This window comes from Patiriisocius sp. Uisw_017, assembly GCF_047731265.1.
GTDB lineage: Bacteria > Bacteroidota > Bacteroidia > Flavobacteriales > Flavobacteriaceae > Patiriisocius.
The window spans coordinates 978661-997055 of sequence record NZ_CP159835.1; the positions used below are offsets into that span (position 1 = coordinate 978661).

At 36.8% G+C, this 18395-nt stretch carries 15 protein-coding genes; 7 read left to right on the forward strand and 8 right to left on the reverse strand.

What is annotated here, in order from left to right:
- Window positions 1–22 precede the first annotated feature (22 nt).
- The 4 genes from ABXT67_RS04440 to acs all read right to left on the reverse strand — a co-directional run bounded on the left by ABXT67_RS04440 (window position 23) and on the right by acs (window position 5570).
- Window positions 23–1564 (reverse strand): acyl-CoA carboxylase subunit beta, encoded by a 1542-nt coding sequence (locus tag ABXT67_RS04440; protein ID WP_415376079.1) that lies wholly within the window; start codon window positions 1562–1564, stop codon window positions 23–25.
- Window positions 1565–1588: 24 nt separating this feature from the next.
- Window positions 1589–3064, reverse strand: a complete 1476-nt coding sequence (gene accC, locus ABXT67_RS04445; RefSeq protein WP_415376080.1) for an acetyl-CoA carboxylase biotin carboxylase subunit — start codon at window positions 3062–3064, stop codon at window positions 1589–1591.
- 67 nt (window positions 3065–3131) lie between these two features.
- A complete protein-coding gene (locus tag ABXT67_RS04450) occupies window positions 3132–3614 on the reverse strand; it encodes an acetyl-CoA carboxylase biotin carboxyl carrier protein subunit (RefSeq protein WP_415376081.1) in 483 nt (160 codons plus the stop codon).
- A 48-nt stretch (window positions 3615–3662) separates the two neighbouring features.
- Window positions 3663–5570 carry an acetate--CoA ligase gene (acs, locus tag ABXT67_RS04455; protein ID WP_415376082.1) on the reverse strand — a complete coding sequence of 636 codons (1908 nt, stop codon included), beginning with the start codon at window positions 5568–5570 and terminating at the stop codon, window positions 3663–3665.
- 86 nt (window positions 5571–5656) lie between these two features.
- Between acs and pdeM the strand changes: the two genes are divergently transcribed.
- Complete coding sequence (pdeM, locus tag ABXT67_RS04460; protein ID WP_415376083.1) at window positions 5657–6292, forward strand: ligase-associated DNA damage response endonuclease PdeM; 636 nt, start codon at window positions 5657–5659, stop codon at window positions 6290–6292.
- Between the two features lie 71 nt (window positions 6293–6363).
- Window positions 6364–7161, forward strand: a complete 798-nt coding sequence (locus ABXT67_RS04465) for a tryptophan-rich sensory protein (RefSeq protein ID WP_415376084.1) — start codon at window positions 6364–6366, stop codon at window positions 7159–7161.
- A 144-nt stretch (window positions 7162–7305) separates the two neighbouring features.
- Here the strand turns inward: ABXT67_RS04465 and ABXT67_RS04470 are convergent, their stop codons facing one another.
- Both ABXT67_RS04470 and ABXT67_RS04475 read right to left on the reverse strand, forming a co-directional pair.
- On the reverse strand, window positions 7306–7539 hold the full coding sequence (locus tag ABXT67_RS04470; protein WP_415376085.1) for a hypothetical protein: 234 nt from the start codon (window positions 7537–7539) through the stop codon (window positions 7306–7308).
- A 30-nt stretch (window positions 7540–7569) separates the two neighbouring features.
- Window positions 7570–7773, reverse strand: a complete 204-nt coding sequence (locus ABXT67_RS04475; RefSeq protein WP_415376086.1) for a hypothetical protein — start codon at window positions 7771–7773, stop codon at window positions 7570–7572.
- Window positions 7774–7923: 150 nt separating this feature from the next.
- Here ABXT67_RS04475 and mfd point away from each other — a divergent pair, with 150 nt between their 5' ends.
- The 3 genes from mfd to ABXT67_RS04490 all read left to right on the forward strand — a co-directional run bounded on the left by mfd (window position 7924) and on the right by ABXT67_RS04490 (window position 13744).
- Window positions 7924–11307: a transcription-repair coupling factor gene (gene mfd, locus ABXT67_RS04480; RefSeq protein ID WP_415376087.1), complete on the forward strand. Its 3384-nt coding sequence runs from the start codon at window positions 7924–7926 to the stop codon at window positions 11305–11307.
- A gap of 36 nt (window positions 11308–11343) precedes the next feature.
- Window positions 11344–12678, forward strand: a complete 1335-nt coding sequence (locus ABXT67_RS04485) for a TlpA family protein disulfide reductase (RefSeq protein WP_415376088.1) — start codon at window positions 11344–11346, stop codon at window positions 12676–12678.
- Between the two features lie 238 nt (window positions 12679–12916).
- On the forward strand, window positions 12917–13744 hold the full coding sequence (locus ABXT67_RS04490) for a helix-turn-helix domain-containing protein (RefSeq protein WP_415376089.1): 828 nt from the start codon (window positions 12917–12919) through the stop codon (window positions 13742–13744).
- 58 nt (window positions 13745–13802) lie between these two features.
- Here ABXT67_RS04490 and ABXT67_RS04495 read toward each other — a convergent pair whose 3' ends face one another.
- Together ABXT67_RS04495 and ABXT67_RS04500 are read right to left on the reverse strand one after the other, a co-directional pair.
- Window positions 13803–14162 carry a YraN family protein gene (locus ABXT67_RS04495; protein WP_415376090.1) on the reverse strand — a complete coding sequence of 120 codons (360 nt, stop codon included), beginning with the start codon at window positions 14160–14162 and terminating at the stop codon, window positions 13803–13805.
- Between the two features lie 108 nt (window positions 14163–14270).
- Window positions 14271–15173 (reverse strand): S66 peptidase family protein, encoded by a 903-nt coding sequence (locus ABXT67_RS04500; RefSeq protein WP_415376091.1) that lies wholly within the window; start codon window positions 15171–15173, stop codon window positions 14271–14273.
- A gap of 119 nt (window positions 15174–15292) precedes the next feature.
- Here ABXT67_RS04500 and ABXT67_RS04505 point away from each other — a divergent pair, with 119 nt between their 5' ends.
- Window positions 15293–16762, forward strand: coding sequence for a DUF1800 domain-containing protein (locus tag ABXT67_RS04505; RefSeq protein WP_415376092.1), 1470 nt, complete (start codon window positions 15293–15295; stop codon window positions 16760–16762).
- Between the two features lie 7 nt (window positions 16763–16769).
- Complete coding sequence (locus tag ABXT67_RS04510) at window positions 16770–18395, forward strand: DUF1501 domain-containing protein (RefSeq protein WP_415376093.1); 1626 nt, start codon at window positions 16770–16772, stop codon at window positions 18393–18395.

Genomic DNA, 18395 nt, shown 5'->3' on the forward strand with positions numbered 1-18395 from the left:
AATAGTAAGCTACCGTCAAATGTTATAAAGGAATATTGCCGTGCTTCTTCTTCGGCAAGGTAGCTACCTTATTTTGAAGCGCAGCATAAGCTTTTATCAATTTTCTTCTGGTATTCTTTGGAGAAATAACCTCATCGATGAAACCTCGTTCTGCGGCGCTATAAGGATTGGCAAATTTCTCTGCATACGCTGCTTCTTTTTCTGCTAACTTGGCAACTGAATCAGCAGCAGCGTTAATCTCTTTTCTGAAGATGATTTCACTAGCACCCTGAGCTCCCATAACTGCAATTTCAGCCCCTGGCCACGCATAATTCATATCTGCACCGATGTGCTTAGAATTCATTACATCGTATGCGCCACCGTACGCTTTTCTTATAATCACAGTAACTTTAGGCACCGTGGCTTCGCTAAAAGCATATAACAATTTAGCCCCATTAGTAATGATACCATTCCATTCTTGATCAGTACCTGGAAGGAATCCTGGCACATCTACTAATACCAAAAGAGGGATGTTAAAACAGTCACAAAAGCGCGTAAATCGAGCTGCCTTTTTAGAGCTATCCACATCTAAAACTCCTGCCAAACTCATAGGCTGATTTGCTACTATACCAGTACTTTTACCGCCAAGTCTTGCAAACCCAACTACAATATTCTCTGCATAGTCTTTATGTATCTCAAAGAAAGTATCTTCATCGATAATCCCGCTTATGACGTGGCGCATATCGTACGGTTGATTTGCAATTTCTGGAACTATATTTTCTAAATCTTCACGGATTTCTGCTCCTAATTCAAAGGGGATGTCTGTAGGTTTATCTTCACAATTTTGGGGCATGTAGCTCAAGATCTGCTTAATTTGATTGATACATTGAATATCATTCCCAGTCGTTAGATGTGTTACTCCAGATTTTGTAGCATGTGTTGAAGCACCTCCTAATTCTTCTGCGGTCACTACTTCATTTGTTACTGTTTTAACTACATTAGGACCGGTAACAAACATATAACTAGATTTCTCAACCATTAAGGTGAAATCGGTCATCGCAGGTGAATAGACTGCGCCGCCAGCACAAGGACCCATAATAGCAGATATTTGAGGAATTACACCCGATGCCATGACATTTCTATAAAAGATATCTGCATAGCCGCCTAGCGAGCGAACACCTTCTTGTATTCTGGCGCCACCACTATCATTTAATCCGATTACGGGCACGCCTATTTTCATAGCCATATCCATAATCTTACAAATTTTTTCAGCGTGTGTTTCTGATAATGCACCACCAAAAACGGTGAAGTCTTGGGCAAATACACACACTTGTCTTCCGTTTATGTTTCCATATCCTGTTACGACTCCATCACCGTAAAATAATTGCTTATCCATACCAAAATCCTTGGTACGATGAGTAACCAAAGCTCCCATTTCTTCAAAAGAACCCTCATCTAGCAAAAAATGAACGCGCTCTCTTGCTGTCAGTTTTCCCTTAGCATGTTGCTTGTCTATACGTTCTTGACCTCCACCTAAATGAGCTAGAGTTAATTTATCTGCTAGTATCTTCTTTTTATATTTCATTCTTGTTGTTCAAATCTGTTTGTACTACTGCGCATTTCTTTTATCCCAGTTTAAGGAGACTGCTGTTGGAGTTTTTACTGTTTTCTGGTTTTCAAGATATAACCTTAATCCTACCAAAGCTGCTATTCTGCGCTCTTCTGTATATTTCTTCTCGAGTTTTTCTGGAGTATAATAATTTTTTACAAAATGAGTATCAAAGTTTCCTGAAGTAAAAGCTTCGTGCTTACAAACAAATTTTCCAAAAGGAAGCGTAGTGAAGACACCTTCAACTTTATAATCGTCAATCGCTTTTATCATTAATTGGATGGCCTCTTCTCTATTCTTTCCATAAGTAATCAACTTTGAGATCATTGGGTCATAGTAAATTGGAACCTCCATCCCTTCTTCAAAACCGTCGTCTACCCGAATACCTTCTCCCACTGGAATTTTATAAGTAGAGAGCGTCCCGATGCTCGGCATAAAGTTATCAAGAGGATCTTCTGCATAGACCCTAACTTCAATGGCGTGACCGTTTATCGATAAATCATCTTGTGTAAATTCTAATTTTTCGCCTCGAGCTACTTTAATTTGTTGTTCAACGAGATCAACTCCAGATATCAATTCTGTTACTGGGTGTTCCACCTGCAAACGGGTATTCATCTCAAGGAAATAGAAGTTTTTATGATCGTCTAGCAGAAATTCTACGGTACCTGCACCTATATAGTCACAGGCCTTAGCAACCTTAATGGCAGCCTCGCCCATAGCCTTTCTTTTCTCAGGGGTAAGGACAGCAGAAGGAGCCTCTTCAACCACTTTTTGATGACGCCTTTGCACACTGCATTCCCGTTCAAAAAGATGAACTATATTTCCATGTGTATCTGCAAGCACCTGAATTTCTATATGTCTCGGAGAACCCACGTACTTTTCTATAAAAACAGAACCGTCTCCAAAGGCTGATAACGCTTCACTTATAGCGCGATCCATTTGTTCTGGTAACTCCTCTAGGTTTTCTACAACGCGCATTCCTTTTCCACCGCCTCCAGCAGAAGCCTTGATAAGAATAGGAAAACCAATTTCCTGAGCAACTTTTCTTGCTAAGGCAACATCAGTAATAGCCTCTTCGATACCGGGCACCATAGGAATATCATAATCCCGAACTGCTTCTTTAGCAGCCAATTTATCACCCATTACTTTAATAGCGTGTGGTTTTGGCCCTATAAAAACAATCCCAGCATCTTCAACTAATTGGGCAAATTTGGCATTTTCACTTAAAAAACCATATCCTGGATGAATGGCATCAGCACCAGTATCCTTGGCTGCTTGAATCACTTTATCCATTACAAGATAGGATGCTGCCGAAGGTGCAGGGCCTAGCAAAACGGCTTCATCAGCAAAACGAACATGAGGTGCACCACGATCTGCTTCTGAGTAAACCGCTACGGTTTTAATACCCATCTTTTGAGCAGTTTTCATTACTCTAATCGCAATTTCACCACGGTTGGCTATTAATATTTTCTTCATGTGTTAGTGATTTTTTATATCCATTCTTTCCCGTAAGCGTAAGTTTTAATCTACCAAAGGCAAAAATCTACTCTTCCATTTTAATAATTAATTGGCCTTTATCGACCGAATCCTTTTTACTTACTTCAATAGTCCGAATGATACCGGCACCGTCTGATAGAACGATATTTTCCATTTTCATAGCTGAAAGAACGAATAGCGGCGTCCCTTTTTCAATAGTATCACCAGCGTTTACCATAATGTCAATAATTAAACCTGGCATTGGTGCTTTGATCGTATTGAATTTGGTTGCGGTATTTGCCAAAAGCCCCATTTGAGCCACTATTGCATCATAAGCGTCGTCAATTTTTATATCATAATGATTTCCATTAACCGCTATAGTCAAGGTTTTTTCAAGCATATTTTCAGCAATTAACACTGCATCAAAGGCTTGGTTATTTTGTAAGACGTGAAAATTAGTTTTTGACATTTGATGCAAGTCAAAAGTTGTTAGATCATCCGTTTTAATATCGAAACTTTGGTCATCAACATGGATATTATATGTGCTCATAAGGGTGCTTAATTTCATTGGTATCTAAATTAAGAATAAATTAGTTTCCTACAGTACGTTATCCATTATATCTTGAACACATTCAGGATTTAGCAGCGTGCTTGTATCCCCAAGATTACTCGTGTCTTTACTCGCTATTTTTCTAAGAATACGACGCATAATTTTTCCTGAACGCGTCTTTGGTAATCCATCAGTAAATTGGATTTTATCAAGTTTTGCAATGGGTCCTATTTGCTCTGTAATAATCTGATTTATTTCTTTTCTCAAATTATCATGGTTTCTACCTTCACCTGTCTCTTTTAAGGTAACATACCCGTACAAGGCATTTCCTTTTACATCGTGCGGGAAACCTACTATAGCGCTTTCAGAAACTGCTGGATGTTCGTTTATAGCATCTTCTATAGGCGCGGTCCCAAGGTTATGACCTGATACAATAATAACATCATCTACACGTCCTGTTATCCTGTAGTATCCTACTTCATCTCGAAGTGCTCCATCTCCTGTAAAGTACATATTTTCGTATGCTGAAAAGTAGGTGTCTTTATACCGTTGATGATTTCCCCAAATAGTTCTTGCAATGCTAGGCCAAGGAAATTTTATGCACAGACGACCATCAGTTTGATTTTCTTTTATTTCTTTCCCATGTTCATCCATTAATACGGGTTGAATACCAATAAAAGGTAAAGTTGCATAGGTAGGTTTTGTTGGTGTACAAAATGGAATAGGTGTTATCATAATACCACCAGTTTCGGTTTGCCACCACGTATCAACAATAGGTGATTTTTTCTTGCCAATGTTATCATCATACCAGTGCCAGGCCTCTTCATTAATAGGTTCACCAACAGTTCCTAAAACTTTTAAAGATGATAAATCATACTTTTCAACATGTTCAACCCCTTCTTTTGCTAATGCCCTAATGGCTGTTGGTGCGGTGTAAAACTGAGTGACTTTATGCTTCTCTACAATTTCCCAAAAACGCCCATAATCTGGATAGCTGGGCACCCCTTCAAACATAACAGTTGTTGCCCCATTTGCTAAAGGTCCATAAACGATATAACTATGTCCTGTTATCCAACCAATATCCGCTGTACACCAATAAACATCATTCTCTTTATATTGAAAAACATTCTTAAAAGTATAGGCACTATACACCATATATCCTGCCGTAGTATGCACCATACCCTTTGGCATCCCCGTTGAACCAGACGTGTATAATATAAATAAAGGATCTTCAGCATCCATAACAGTGGCTACAAGTTCGTTTGAAGCTTCCTCTAATAAAGGTTGAAGCCATTGATCACGTCCTTCTTTCATATTAATTTTTGTATTGATACGCTTTGCTACTAAAACAGATTCTACGCACTTACAATCTTCTAGCGCTTGGTCAACAATTCCTTTTAAATCAATAGTCTTCGCGCCGCGAAAAGATCCATCTGATGTGACCACCATTTTGCAATCTGAATCATTAATTCTGGTAGCAAGTGCTATAGATGAAAAACCTGCAAACACCACAGAATGTATTGCTCCTATTCGAGCACAAGCCAATACCGAAACCGCTAATTCTGGAATCATAGGCAGATAAACACATACTCTATCTCCCTTCTTAATTCCTTTAGCTTTCAACACATTTGCAAACTTATTTACACGATGGTATAAATCTTTATAAGTAATATGCTGCGCGGCTTCTTTTGGGTCATTTGGTTCAAACAAAATAGCTGTTTTGTCTCCTCTGGCTGCTAGGTGTCTGTCAATGCAGTTTTCAGTGATGTTTAATTTTGCCCCTTCAAACCATATTACTTCGGGCTTTTTAAAATCCCAACTAAGTACATTGTCCCATTTCTTCCTCCAGAGGAAATGTTCCTCAGCAATTTCTTCCCAAAACGCCTTAGGATTGTCTACCGATTTCCTGTATACTTGATAATATTCTTCTAAATGTTTTATATGATAATTACTCATAGTGCTTCGTAAATTTTAAAGAGTCAAGATAGTGAATTTTCATTTTAACTTCGGTAAAAATTTTAGTCTACTGTATCTTTGTTGTATTGACATATTCCATAAAAATAAAAGAAGAAGATTTTATATTGCATCCATCAGGTGCTTTGTTTTGGAAACAAAAAGCTATGTTGTTGCTCGCAGATGTCCACCTAGGAAAGGTTACGCATTTTAGAAAACACGGAGCCGCTGTTCCTGCGCATGTTGCTTATGAAAACTTAGAAAAACTAACTGAAGTTGTAAATCATTTTCAGCCAGAAACTGTTTGCTTTTTAGGAGATCTATTTCATAGCACCATTAATAGTGAGTGGCAGGATTTTGTAAAATGGGTGGCCTATACCCCTTCAAAAGTGGTCTTAATTAGCGGAAATCACGACATCATCCCGAAATATTTATTTGAAGATATTAACGTTGAAGTTTTAGAAGAACAAATCATTGATGGCTTTTATTTAACACATCATCCTACTGAACACAAAACCCTTTTTAATTTTTGCGGACACATTCATCCTGGAGTAAAAATGAAAGGAATTGGGCGACAAATAATGAAACTCGCGTGCTTTTTTAAGACAAAAAATCAACTCATATTTCCGGCCTTCGGAAGTTTTACTGGCAACTATATTCTTGAACCCACTAAAGACGATGAAGTTTTTGTTATAGCAGAAGGAGAGGTCGTTTGTGTAAGTTGATTTTACAAAAAGCTTAACCAATTAGAGCCTTTTTTTAGTATTTTCATACGCTAAAAGGAAATTGACCAAGAATGAAAAAAACACTCCAAATCCTAAACATTATACTTTTCGCCATCACTATTTACTTCAATTATGCATCTGCTGCAGGGGTATTTCACGATACAACACAAGCAATGGTGAGCGCAAAATACCACACTCTTTTTACCCCTGCAGGCTATGCCTTTTCGATTTGGGGACTTATTTACCTGTTGCTTTTAGGTTTTATATGCTATCAATCCCGAAGCCTTTTTGTGGAGGTGAGAGATGATGCTTTTATAGAAAGAACAGGATGGTGGTTTGTACTTAGTTGTATTGGGAATAGTGCTTGGTGTTACCTCTTCGTTGGAGATTACATTTTAGCTTCGACGTTTGTTATTTTCTTTATGTTGTTTTGTTTGATTCAAATCGTGCTAAAAAACTCGATGGAATTGTGGGATGCTCCTATTTCTGTAATCGCATTTTTATGGTGGCCTTTTGTGATTTATAGCGGCTGGTTAACCGTTGCTTGTATTGCGAATGTAACCTTATACCTAACCAAAATAGGCTGGGATGGCTTTGGTATTTCTCCTGAAATCTGGACCATAATAATAATTAGTATTGCAACTGTCCTAAACCTTATTGTTACTTGGACGCGAAATATGCGTGAATTTGCACTTGTAGGTGCCTGGGCCCTGGTAGCGATAGGTTTTGCGAATACTGAAAGTTACGAGACGATAAAAGTAGCTGCCTATCTAGGTGCAGGAATTTTAATTTTGAGCAGCACAATTCACACATTTAAAAATCGGGCGACGAATCCGGCGATTAAATTTGCGGAGTATTTCAGAAAATAATACTCGCATAGAAAAACCTTTTGAGCTTTGAATTTGTCATTTTTTTTAAACAGTATAGTTTATTTTTGGAAGGTCCCTATGTTCTAAAAAATAATACACAGTACTTCCCGTTACGCAATTTGACAGGTCATCTTTATAAAGTATCTAACCCGCAAAATTATAATCAGATGCTGCTAAAGATACAGGTATTTGATCTCTTGAAAGCTCACCAGATTTGAGCTTAAAATATGTGGAGTCAATTATATTATATTCATTTAGTTTATCAATTAACTCCTTTGAAATTTTTATGTTTTTGCTTTCTTTTAAAAAAAGTCGATTATTCTGTTTATAAAACTCCGTTTCAAAATTAATTGGATTTGCGCCAATACTATCTTTCAAATTCACCATTATACTATGCCGCCTGTACACTTAAAAATGAAATTGATTATCTTGCTCTGGTTCTTGAGTGATGTAATAAACTTCATTTTCACGGGTTCCTTCAGTACGAGTATAATCAAGAATAATGTTTTGTATGGCTTGATTTTTATCTCCGTTGCTCTCAACACCTTTTCTCCAAGTAGCACAGGCACTTATAAAGATTGTAATTAAAATTAAGGATATGGTCTTATCCAATAAAATGTGCTTATTTTTATTATTGAAGACAATAAAAAAATCAATACTGCATGTATAAAACTCTTCTGGAATATTTGTAATGTTATCAAATTGCTAAAATTGAATTATTCTTAGATTCGAGCCTATTAAACAAACTATATTTGCAAGCTGATGAGTAAAAAATTGGTTCGTTCCCTATTTTCAAAGTCCCGTGCTTTGAAAGAGTTAAACTCCCAGCTTTCTCAAGAAGGCAGGGATAACTGCGTCCTTTCTGGATTAGTAGGAAGCGCAGTTTCATTGGTACTAGCCGAAGCTTTTAAAGCTTCAGAAAAACCCTTTTTAGTAATACTCAATGATAAAGAAGAAGCCGCTTATCACCTCAATGATTTAGAAACTTTACTGGGTGAAGAAACTGTTTTGTTCTACCCTGGCAGCTACCGAAGACCTTATCAAATAGAAGAAACCGATAATGCGAACGTACTTTTAAGAAGTGAGGTTTTAAACCGAATTAATTCCCGAAGAAAGCCTGCTTTAATCGTAACGTATCCTGAAGCACTTTTTGAGAAAGTAGTTACTAAGAAAGAACTTGAAAAAAACACCTTAAAACTTTCGGTAGAGGAACACGTATCTATCGATTTTGTAAACGAAATATTATTCGAATACAAATTTAGAAGAGTTGATTTCGTTACAGAACCAGGCGAATTTTCCGTACGTGGAGGAATCTTAGATGTTTTTAGTTTCAGCAATGATGAACCATATCGCATTGAATTTTTTGGGGATGATGTAGACAGCATTCGCACGTTTGATGTAGAAACGCAGCTTTCCTTAGAACAGCTTAAAAAGATTTCAATTATTCCCAATGTGGATGCTTCGGCTTCGCTTAGTAAGCGCACCTCTTTTTTAAAATACATTTCCTCAAAAACAGTCGTCTGTTTAAAGAATGAAGAGCTCTTGAGTGGGGCTATGGACAAACTATTTGCAAAAGCAACAGAAGCCTATTCAGAAAATGAAGGCGAAATAAACGTTAATAAACCTGCTGAATTATTTTGTACTTCGCTACTACTGAAAGCGCAATTAAAGGAATTTACTAACATTACACTTCAAACAAAAAACACACTTGGTCTCAAAGAGAAAAGTTCGCTTTCGACTTCAACTGCGATTTCGATTTCTTTCAGCACTGTTCCACAACCTTCGTTTAACAAGCAATTTAATTTGTTGATTGAAAATTTAAATACGAACACCGCAGACGGGTATACCAATTATATTTTTTGCAGTAGTCAATCACAAGCAAAACGGTTTCACGATATTTTTGAGGATGCTCAAGGACATGTAGATCAATTTGAAACGGTTGTGTTTCCTTTATACCAAGGATTTATTGACTACGAAAACAGAAATGTTTGCTATACAGACCATCAGATTTTTGAACGCTACCATAAATTTAATTTAAAGAATGGCTATGCTAAAAAACAAGCCATCACTTTAAAGGAATTAACCAACCTTGAAGTAGGTGATTTTGTAACACATATTGACCACGGGATTGGAAAATTTGGCGGACTTCAAAAAATTGAAGTAGAAGGAAAACAGCAGGAGGCCATAAAATTAATATACGGCGAACGCGATATTTTATACCTTAGTATTCATTCGCTACACAAAATTTCAAAATACAACGGTAAAGACGGCACCACTCCAAAAATTTACAAATTGGGTAGTGCGGCTTGGAAAAAACTGAAGCAAAAGACAAAGACCCGTGTTAAGAAAATTGCTTTTGATTTAATCCAATTATACGCAAAACGCAGGCTTCAAAAAGGGTTTCAATATGACCCAGACAGTTACCTGCAACACGAGCTAGAATCTAGCTTTATGTATGAGGACACGCCAGATCAAGGTACTGCTACTGCAGATGTAAAAGCAGATATGGAAAGTGAGCGACCTATGGATCGTTTAGTATGCGGGGATGTAGGTTTTGGCAAGACTGAAGTCGCTGTGCGTGCCGCATTTAAGGCGGTGGACAATGGGAAACAAGTTGCTATATTAGTGCCCACTACAATATTGGCATTTCAGCATCACAAAACATTTAGTGAACGTCTTGATGGAATGCCTGTAAATGTAGATTACCTGAACCGTTTTCGCAGTACAAAGGAACGTCGTACAATATTAGACAATTTAAAGTCTGGAAAACTAGATATTCTCATTGGAACGCACCAATTGGTGAGCAAGGCTGTGGAATTTAAAGACCTTGGTTTGTTAATTATTGACGAAGAACAAAAGTTTGGAGTTTCTGTAAAAGATAAGTTGAAGACTATCAAAGAAAATGTGGACACGTTGACATTAACCGCGACACCAATTCCTCGAACCCTTCAGTTTTCATTGATGGCAGCACGGGATTTAAGTGTCATTAATACACCTCCACCCAATCGCTATCCAGTGGAAACGCACGTAATTCGTTTTGGGGAAGAATCTATTCGGGATGCAGTGAGATATGAAATTTCACGTGGCGGACAAGTGTTTTTTGTACACAACCGTATTGAAAACATTAAAGAAGTTGCTGGTATGATTCAGCGTTTGGTGCCTGATGCTAAAATAGGAATTGGTCACGGGCAAATGGACGGAAAAAAACTAGAATCGTTAATGCTCGGTTTTATGAATAATAAATTTGACGTCTTAGTTTCAACTACCATTATTGAAAGCGGATTGGACGTTCCCAACGCCAACACCATTTTTATAAATAATGCGAATAATTTTGGGCTTTCAGACTTACACCAAATGCGTGGACGCGTGGGTAGAAGTAATAAAAAAGCATTCTGTTATTTTATAACACCGCCGTTTTCGGCCATGACCGATGAGGCTCGTAAACGCATTACCGCACTAGAGCAGTTTTCTGAATTAGGCAGTGGTCTTAACATCGCGATGAAAGATCTTGAAATTCGCGGTGCCGGAGATTTATTAGGAGGAGAACAAAGTGGTTTTATAAACGAAATAGGCTTTGAAACCTATCAAAAGATTTTAGCCGAAGCCATTGAAGAACTAAAAGAAAAAGAGTTCAAAGATTTGTACTCGGAGTCGGAGCGGAACCAAGGACCCCGTGCTTTTGTAAAAGAAGTAATGATTGATACCGATTTTGAATTGTTATTTCCCGATGATTATGTGAATAATATTACAGAACGTTTAAACCTTTACACAAAGTTAAATGAAATTAAAGATGAAGAAGGTCTTTTAAAATTTCAGGCAGCGCTCGAAGACCGCTTTGGTGAGTATCCTCAAGAGGTTGAAGATTTATTAAATAGTGTGCGTATAAAATGGATGGCGAGACAAATGGGACTAGAGCGCATCATTATGAAAAAAGGGAAACTCGTAGGTTATTTTATAGCAGATCAACAGAGCAATTTCTATCAAACAGACTCGTTTTCCAAAGTATTGCAATTTGTTCAAACACATTCACAAACAGTTAAAATAAAAGAGAAGCAAACTAGAAATGGATTGCGCTTGTTGTTAACGATTGATAAAGCTACTTCTGTAAAAAGAATTGTGGGATTGTTGAGTTCATTTTCGGCATAGCACTCGATTACAATCTTGTATCTTTATAAAAATACGATGATGATTAAAAAGCTATTTTTTCTTTTATTATTTCCAGTTATTGCCTTTTCACAACAAGCAATGAAAGGTCATTTTAATCCAGCCGAAGGGTACACATTTGCAATTTTATACAGGATTGCTCCTGATAATGTCTTTTATGTGGCAGACTCAAATATCGCGGCAGATGGCACTTTTAAAATAACCTTACCAAAAGATTTAAAACCAGGTATGCATCGCATTGTATACAATGTACCCCAAGATCAATATTTCTTCGATTTTATTTACAATGGAAAAGAAGATATAGAATTTAATTTTTCAAACAAAGAAGGTGCTATATTTCTTGTTTCTGATGAAAATAAACTCTGGACCAACTATCGCAAAGAAAGCGGCATGTTTGAAAAAGAACTTACAACACAATTTACAGAAACTAGTTTCAACAAAAAAGAAGTACGCAAGCTACTAAAAGAAAAAAAAGGGTGGCTTGATAGTGTGCAAAAACAAGCTAAAGGCACTACAGCATACACCTTTATAAATGTCACCAAGCCTTATTTTCCTTCAAAATTAGAAGATATACAAGATTATAAAATAGCAGCAAAAAAAGACTTGTTAGAAGTTATGGATGTGTCAAATCCATTACTTCAAAACTCTGCCATTCTTTTAGAACAATCATTAAAGTATATTTTTAATCATTCTGACCCCGAAAATAAAATAGCATCGCGAAAGGAGCATATAGATTTACTAGTCGAAAAGTTACAAAGCACAACACCGCAATATCAAAAAAACTTACTCAAGAATGTATATGACTTTATGATCGTTAATGAACAATTAGAACTCTCTAATTATCTGGCTGAAAAACACCTCATCGCTATTTCCGAAAGCGCCAATGACCCTTATCTCGCTGCTGCTTTAAGATTAACAAAAAGTCTCTCATTAGGTAAAGTAGCCCCAGATTTTTCGTGGCCTGCATTCAAAGAAATTACTAAAAAACCAGGTTCTCTTTTGACACTAGATGGTGCTGAAAATTATATTGTTTTTTTTTGGAGCAGCCTTTGTTCGCATTGTCTTGAAGAAGTGCCTATTCTTCATGAATATATGGCTGCCTTACCTGAAAACAAATTTAAAGTAATTGCTGTAGGCCTTGAAGATTTTGAACAAGAATGGACTCCAAAAGCTGCGCAGTTTTCGGGTTTCACGAACGTTCTTGGGTTAGGCAAATGGAATAACGAGATTGGCAATAAATACGATGTTACTGAAACACCAAGTTATTATCTTTTAGATAAAGACAAAAAAATCGTAGCAAAACCTGAAACATTGGAAGACTTGATATTGCTAGTAGAAGCTAGAGATGAATAAACGCTTTCGTGGCAAAGATTCAGTGTATTGATTACAAAAATCTAACTAAAACACGATTTTATATTTAATTAATGTCTTTCAAAATTTTTAAAGCTGTAAAATAATTATGGTTGCATATATTCCTTAACCCCTATAAAAAATATTATGTCAGGTAAATGACGGGTAAAATGATACCGTTAAAATTGGTCAACTTGAAACTAGGCTGTAGTATTGCTTTATAATTCAAAAATCAAATACAATGCAACAACCAGCACTCGGACAAAGGTTATTATCTCTAAGGCAGGAAAAAGGATTAACACAAGAAGAATTAGTTGCGCAATGTAATATTAGCGTACGAGCTATCCAACGCATAGAAGCTGGCGAAGTAGTCCCAAGAACATATACTATAAAAACTATACTCGCGGCTTTAGGTGAAGACTTTGAAAATTTCACTGAAAGCAATCTCGAGAACGGACTCAAAAAAGCTTTTTTTCTAAAAATTGATGATGAACAACAAGCCAGTTTTATTACGAAACATTTAAAAATTGCTTGGATTGCTGGTATTGTTTACTTCGTTCTAGTATTTTTAGAGCTTCCTGCAGATGCATATCGTGTTTTTGAAAATGATCCTTTATACCCAAATTTCTTTTATATACCCTTAAAGATTTTAATGCTTGCATCACTTATTCTTTTTCTTAGAGGTTTTATACTAGCGGGAAATATTCTCAATAATTACCTGTTAAAAGTGGTAGTTTTCATTATGCTTGTTTTCAACGTAGCTTTTTATAGTATTGATATTACATCGTTGTTTTTTGAACCGTTAGATCAAAGTGTCATTTTAATCGCGAAATTAATTTCGTTTGGTGTCATAGGAATTTTAATGGGTGTTGCTATGATCAGGTTTCAAAAGCCTTTGGGGAATATTGCTACAATAACTGGGATTTTTGAAATTGTTACGTACAGCTGTTTCTTAATTGTGATTTTTGCTACGGGTGGCGTAATGCTATTGATCCCGACCAGAATTTTAGAAATTATAATGCTATACAAAATCGCACAGCTAGTAAAAGAAAAGATAAAAGAATCATAATTTAAAACTATTAATTCCGCAATGTTTAAATTCTCCCATTGCGTTAATTTGTAGCTAATTAAAAATGATAGAACGCATTCTCAAAATGCTCAATACTTTCTTGTTTGCTATTTTTTAGAACGGCAATAATATCAAAGCGCGTTTCTAATGAAATATCATTTTCTAATATATATTCGTTTGAAGTTTTTACGAGCATTTTAATTTTTGCCGGACTTACAAATTCTTGAGGATCCCCAAAGAAATTACTATTTCTCGTTTTAACTTCTACTACTATAATTTGATTTTCAAACTTGGCGATGATATCTAATTCTCCTTTTTTAAACGTCCAATTTCGTTCTACAATTTCGTAGCCTTTACCCAGTAAATATTGCGCAGCGAGTTCTTCTCCTAGTTTTCCTAACTCATTATGTTCTGCCATCCTTCGACTCCGCTCAGTATGCGGCTTGGTTTAAATTAAATTACAATATACATTAGTTTACAGGTTTTTATAGAAATCACAAAAAATGATGACCCTTAAGGTTTAGGATTACAAATAGGAAACTGTACAATTCTCATTGGTTATCTCTAATTCTATTTCAGCACCAAAAATCAAAGCGCGATTATCTTCAACATGCCCAGCAGGAAAACCATAGCAAACCGGGAAATTATAACTTGAAACTGCCTCAGCTACAATTTCATTTGCAGATTTTCCAAAGGGTATTGTGTTGTCTCTCATAACACTCATTCCTCCCACGATAATACCGGCGAGACTTTCTAAAATCCTGCTTCTCTTTAAACTCTGAAGCATCCTGTCTATATGGTATAGCATCTCATCTAAATCTTCAATAAAGAGAATTTTCCCTTTTAAATCAACCATGGACGAGCTTCCTATTATGGAATAAAGTACCGATAGGTTTCCGCCTACGAGGATGCCTTTTGTGGTTCCGTTTTTGTTTAATGACGAGGTTTTGACTTTATATTGAATCTCATTTAAGTTTCCGAAGATTGCCTCTTTCAATGTGATTCTGGTTGCTTCGGTTTTCGCTTCAATCTCGAGACACATTTGGCCGTGAATAGTGGCAACACCCAAATTGTTTATATGATTGTGCAACACGGTAATATCACTGTAACCGATAATCCATTTCGGGTTTTTTAAAAATACTGAAAAGTCTAATGCATCAACCATTCTTGCCGTTCCGTAGCCACCACGCGCACACCAGATTGCTTTTACTTCTGGATTATTTATTGCTTCTTGAAAATCAATACTACGCGACCTATCGCTGCCTGCAAATTGGTTTTCACGGGCTCCTATTGTGTGTCCCAACACATAGCTCAATCCCCAAGTTTTCAATATAGCAATTGCCGGCTTTAGTTCTTCCGCAGTAATAGCTCTTGCGGTTGAAACGATAAAAATAGTATCTCCTTTTCTTAGGCTTTGTGGACGTGTCATAAAGAATTTATAAATTTTAACACACTAAATAGTAAACTTTTAAGTTATATTTAGGTCATAAATTTGTCGTGTAAAAATATACATCCTTTACACAATTGGCGCCATCAAATCTATAGTTTATGGAAATCAACACCAATCAACCTTGCAATACGAGTACCCTTGCACCCTATGTGCCTTCGTCATCAAATCCATGGAGTACCAAAAAAATAAAACATATCTATAGAAGGTTGGGATATGGAGCGAATCTTGCAACCATAGACTCCGCATTATTACAAACCCCCGGAGCACTTATCGATTTTTTAGTGGATGAAGCTACGGCTGTGGATGTGACCCCTGCGCCACCTTGGGGAAATTTTGCAGTAAGCGATTTTAATGATTTTAATACCCAAAACCAACAGTTCATAGAAGAATGGCTTTTACAAACCGGAAATGATACGGTAACCCAAGGGCTCAGAGGACGTCTTACCCTTTTTTGGATGAATCATTTTGTGACTGAATTAGAACAATATTCCTATGCCCCGTATATGTATCGATACTATAATTTGATGCAGACCAATGCGCTGGGAAACTTCAAAACATTTGTCCACGATGTAGGGATTAATAGCACAATGCTAGTCTATTTAAATGGTTTTGAAAACACAAAATTTAATCCCAATGAGAACTATGCGAGGGAACTTTTTGAACTATTCACCCTTGGGGCAGACAATAATTATACGCAACAAGACATACTAGAGGCAGCTCGTGCACTTACTGGTTATAATAACTGGGACGAACCTGGAGCACAAATTTATTTTGATGCAAGTACTTGGGATGAAGACCCTAAAACAGTGTTTGGCCAAACAAATGTGCTAACCTATGAAGATCTAATCAACACCCTTTTTGAACAACGAGAAAGTGAAATAGCTAATTTTATTTGCAAAAAATTGTATCAATTTTTTGTGAGTCACGAAGTAGATGTTTTAATCGAACAAAACATTATTGGACCTTTGTCTCAAACACTAATCGACTCAAATTTTGACATATTACCAATGCTGAAACGGCTTTTTAAAAGCGAACATTTTTTTGACAGTCGTGCTGAAGGAGTCATCATTAAAAGTCCTTTTGATATTTTATTTACCTATTTAAATGAAAGTGATTTTTATTACGACGATACCATGATGGGAGCGTTCATTTATTTTGGAGGTCTCATAGGACAAGAACTATATGACCCGCCAGATGTTTCGGGTTGGCAGCGAGATGAAACTTGGATAAATAGTTCTACACTCACTGGAAGATGGCAAGCGATGGAATTCTTGCACAACTATTTATTTCAAGAAGAACTACAAGGATCCTTCGTTGATATTGCCAGAGAACTATCTAATGACAGCAACGATCCAGAAGTAATTACAAAGGCTGTTGTAGATTTCTTTAATGCAAAAGAATTATTTACCGAAGCAGACTATGACATTGCATCCACTATCTTAAAGTGGGAAGTACCTCAAAACTATTATGACGATGGGATCTGGAACCTCAATTGGGACTCTGCTCCTTATCAAATGTATTTACTACTTATTCACATGATCCGTATGCCAGAATTTCAACTAAAATAAAATTGCTATGTGCGAAAATCATCTTCCAAACCAACATACAAAAAATAAAAAAGAGCAGCCTAAAAATGCTCACGATCAAGAACACGCAACCTGGAATCGCCGTTCTTTTATACAGGCATTAGGTCTCGCAGGTGCAGGTAGTATGGCACTAGGAGGCACTAATGTGAGCGCTACTGCAGCCTCACCACTTTCCGTAGCACTCTCTCAATCTGAAAATGATAACATACTGGTTATTATTAGATTAAAAGGAGGTAATGATGGATTGAACACTATTGTTCCCATTTACGATTATGCTACCTATGCAAATCTAAGACCTACCATAAAACACGAACAAAGTGATTTACTAAACTTAAACGATGATTTTGCTTTACCCAATTATATGGGGCAACTGGAGTCTGTTTGGGGAGACGGAAATATGAAAGTAATTCACGGAGTTGGTTATCCAGAACAAAATTTATCACATTTTAGATCTTCTGAAATTTGGGCTTCGACAGATGCAATTAACTTCGAGCCTACAGGATGGTGGGGGCGCTATTTTGAAAACCTATATCCAGATTTTCTAATTAGCCCTCCAGAAGTTCCTCCGGCAGTGCAGATAGGAAGCCTTGGAAATTTAATTTTTGAAGGGACCGATAATAATTATGCATTCTCAGTAGCCAATCCAGACCAGCTCGCTAATGTAGCAGAAAACGGTACCATTCACGATGTGTTAAACATTCCAGACTGTGTCTATGGTGATAAATTGTTGTTTATGAGAGCAACGGCCAACACAACCTTTACTTATGCAGGTGTGATTAACGATGCATATACCGCCTCTACAAACGTGGCGCCATATACTGAAGGACCTTTATCTGATCAACTCGCTATTGTAGCGCGAATGATTAAAGGGGGTCTAGGTACAAAAGTGTATATGGTCTCTTTAGGGAGTTTTGACACGCACGCCAACCAAGTGGAAAATCATCGCGTTCTTTTAGAAGACATGGCGGCGGCTATCAAAAACTTTTATATTGATCTTGCAGATGCAGGATATGATGATAAAGTTTTAGGGATGACGATTTCAGAATTTGGTCGCCGTCCTTATGAAAATGGTTCCAATGGAACCGATCATGGTGCAGCATCACCCACCTTACTATTTGGCGCTGGACTTAACGGAAACGGTTTTGTAGGAACCCATCCAGATTTAGACAATTGGGATGACGCTGATAATTTAATTCCAACGACAGATTTTAGAGATGTGTACTCCACTGTACTAACAGATTGGTTTTGTTTAGACCCCTCCATAGTAAGTACCATACTTTTAAATGAAACATACGAGTCATTAGACCTTGGTTTTTCTTGTAACGCTTTGGGCAACCAAGATTTCAATACGGTTTCTACTTTTAAACACGTTCCTACCTATCGCAACAATAGAACGTATATTGAAATAGACATGAAAAATACCGCGCACGTGGAAATCAAGCTATTTAATATCCTCGGAAACGAAATCGCGGCCCTATCCAATGAAATTTTCTATATTGGAAAGAATGTGATAGATGTTAAGCTAAAAGCGAATCAAAATTTAGCTGTTGGACAATACATCTATCGTATTAATACAGGTGGACAGTTTTATAGTAAGAGTATTTTGATTAGATAG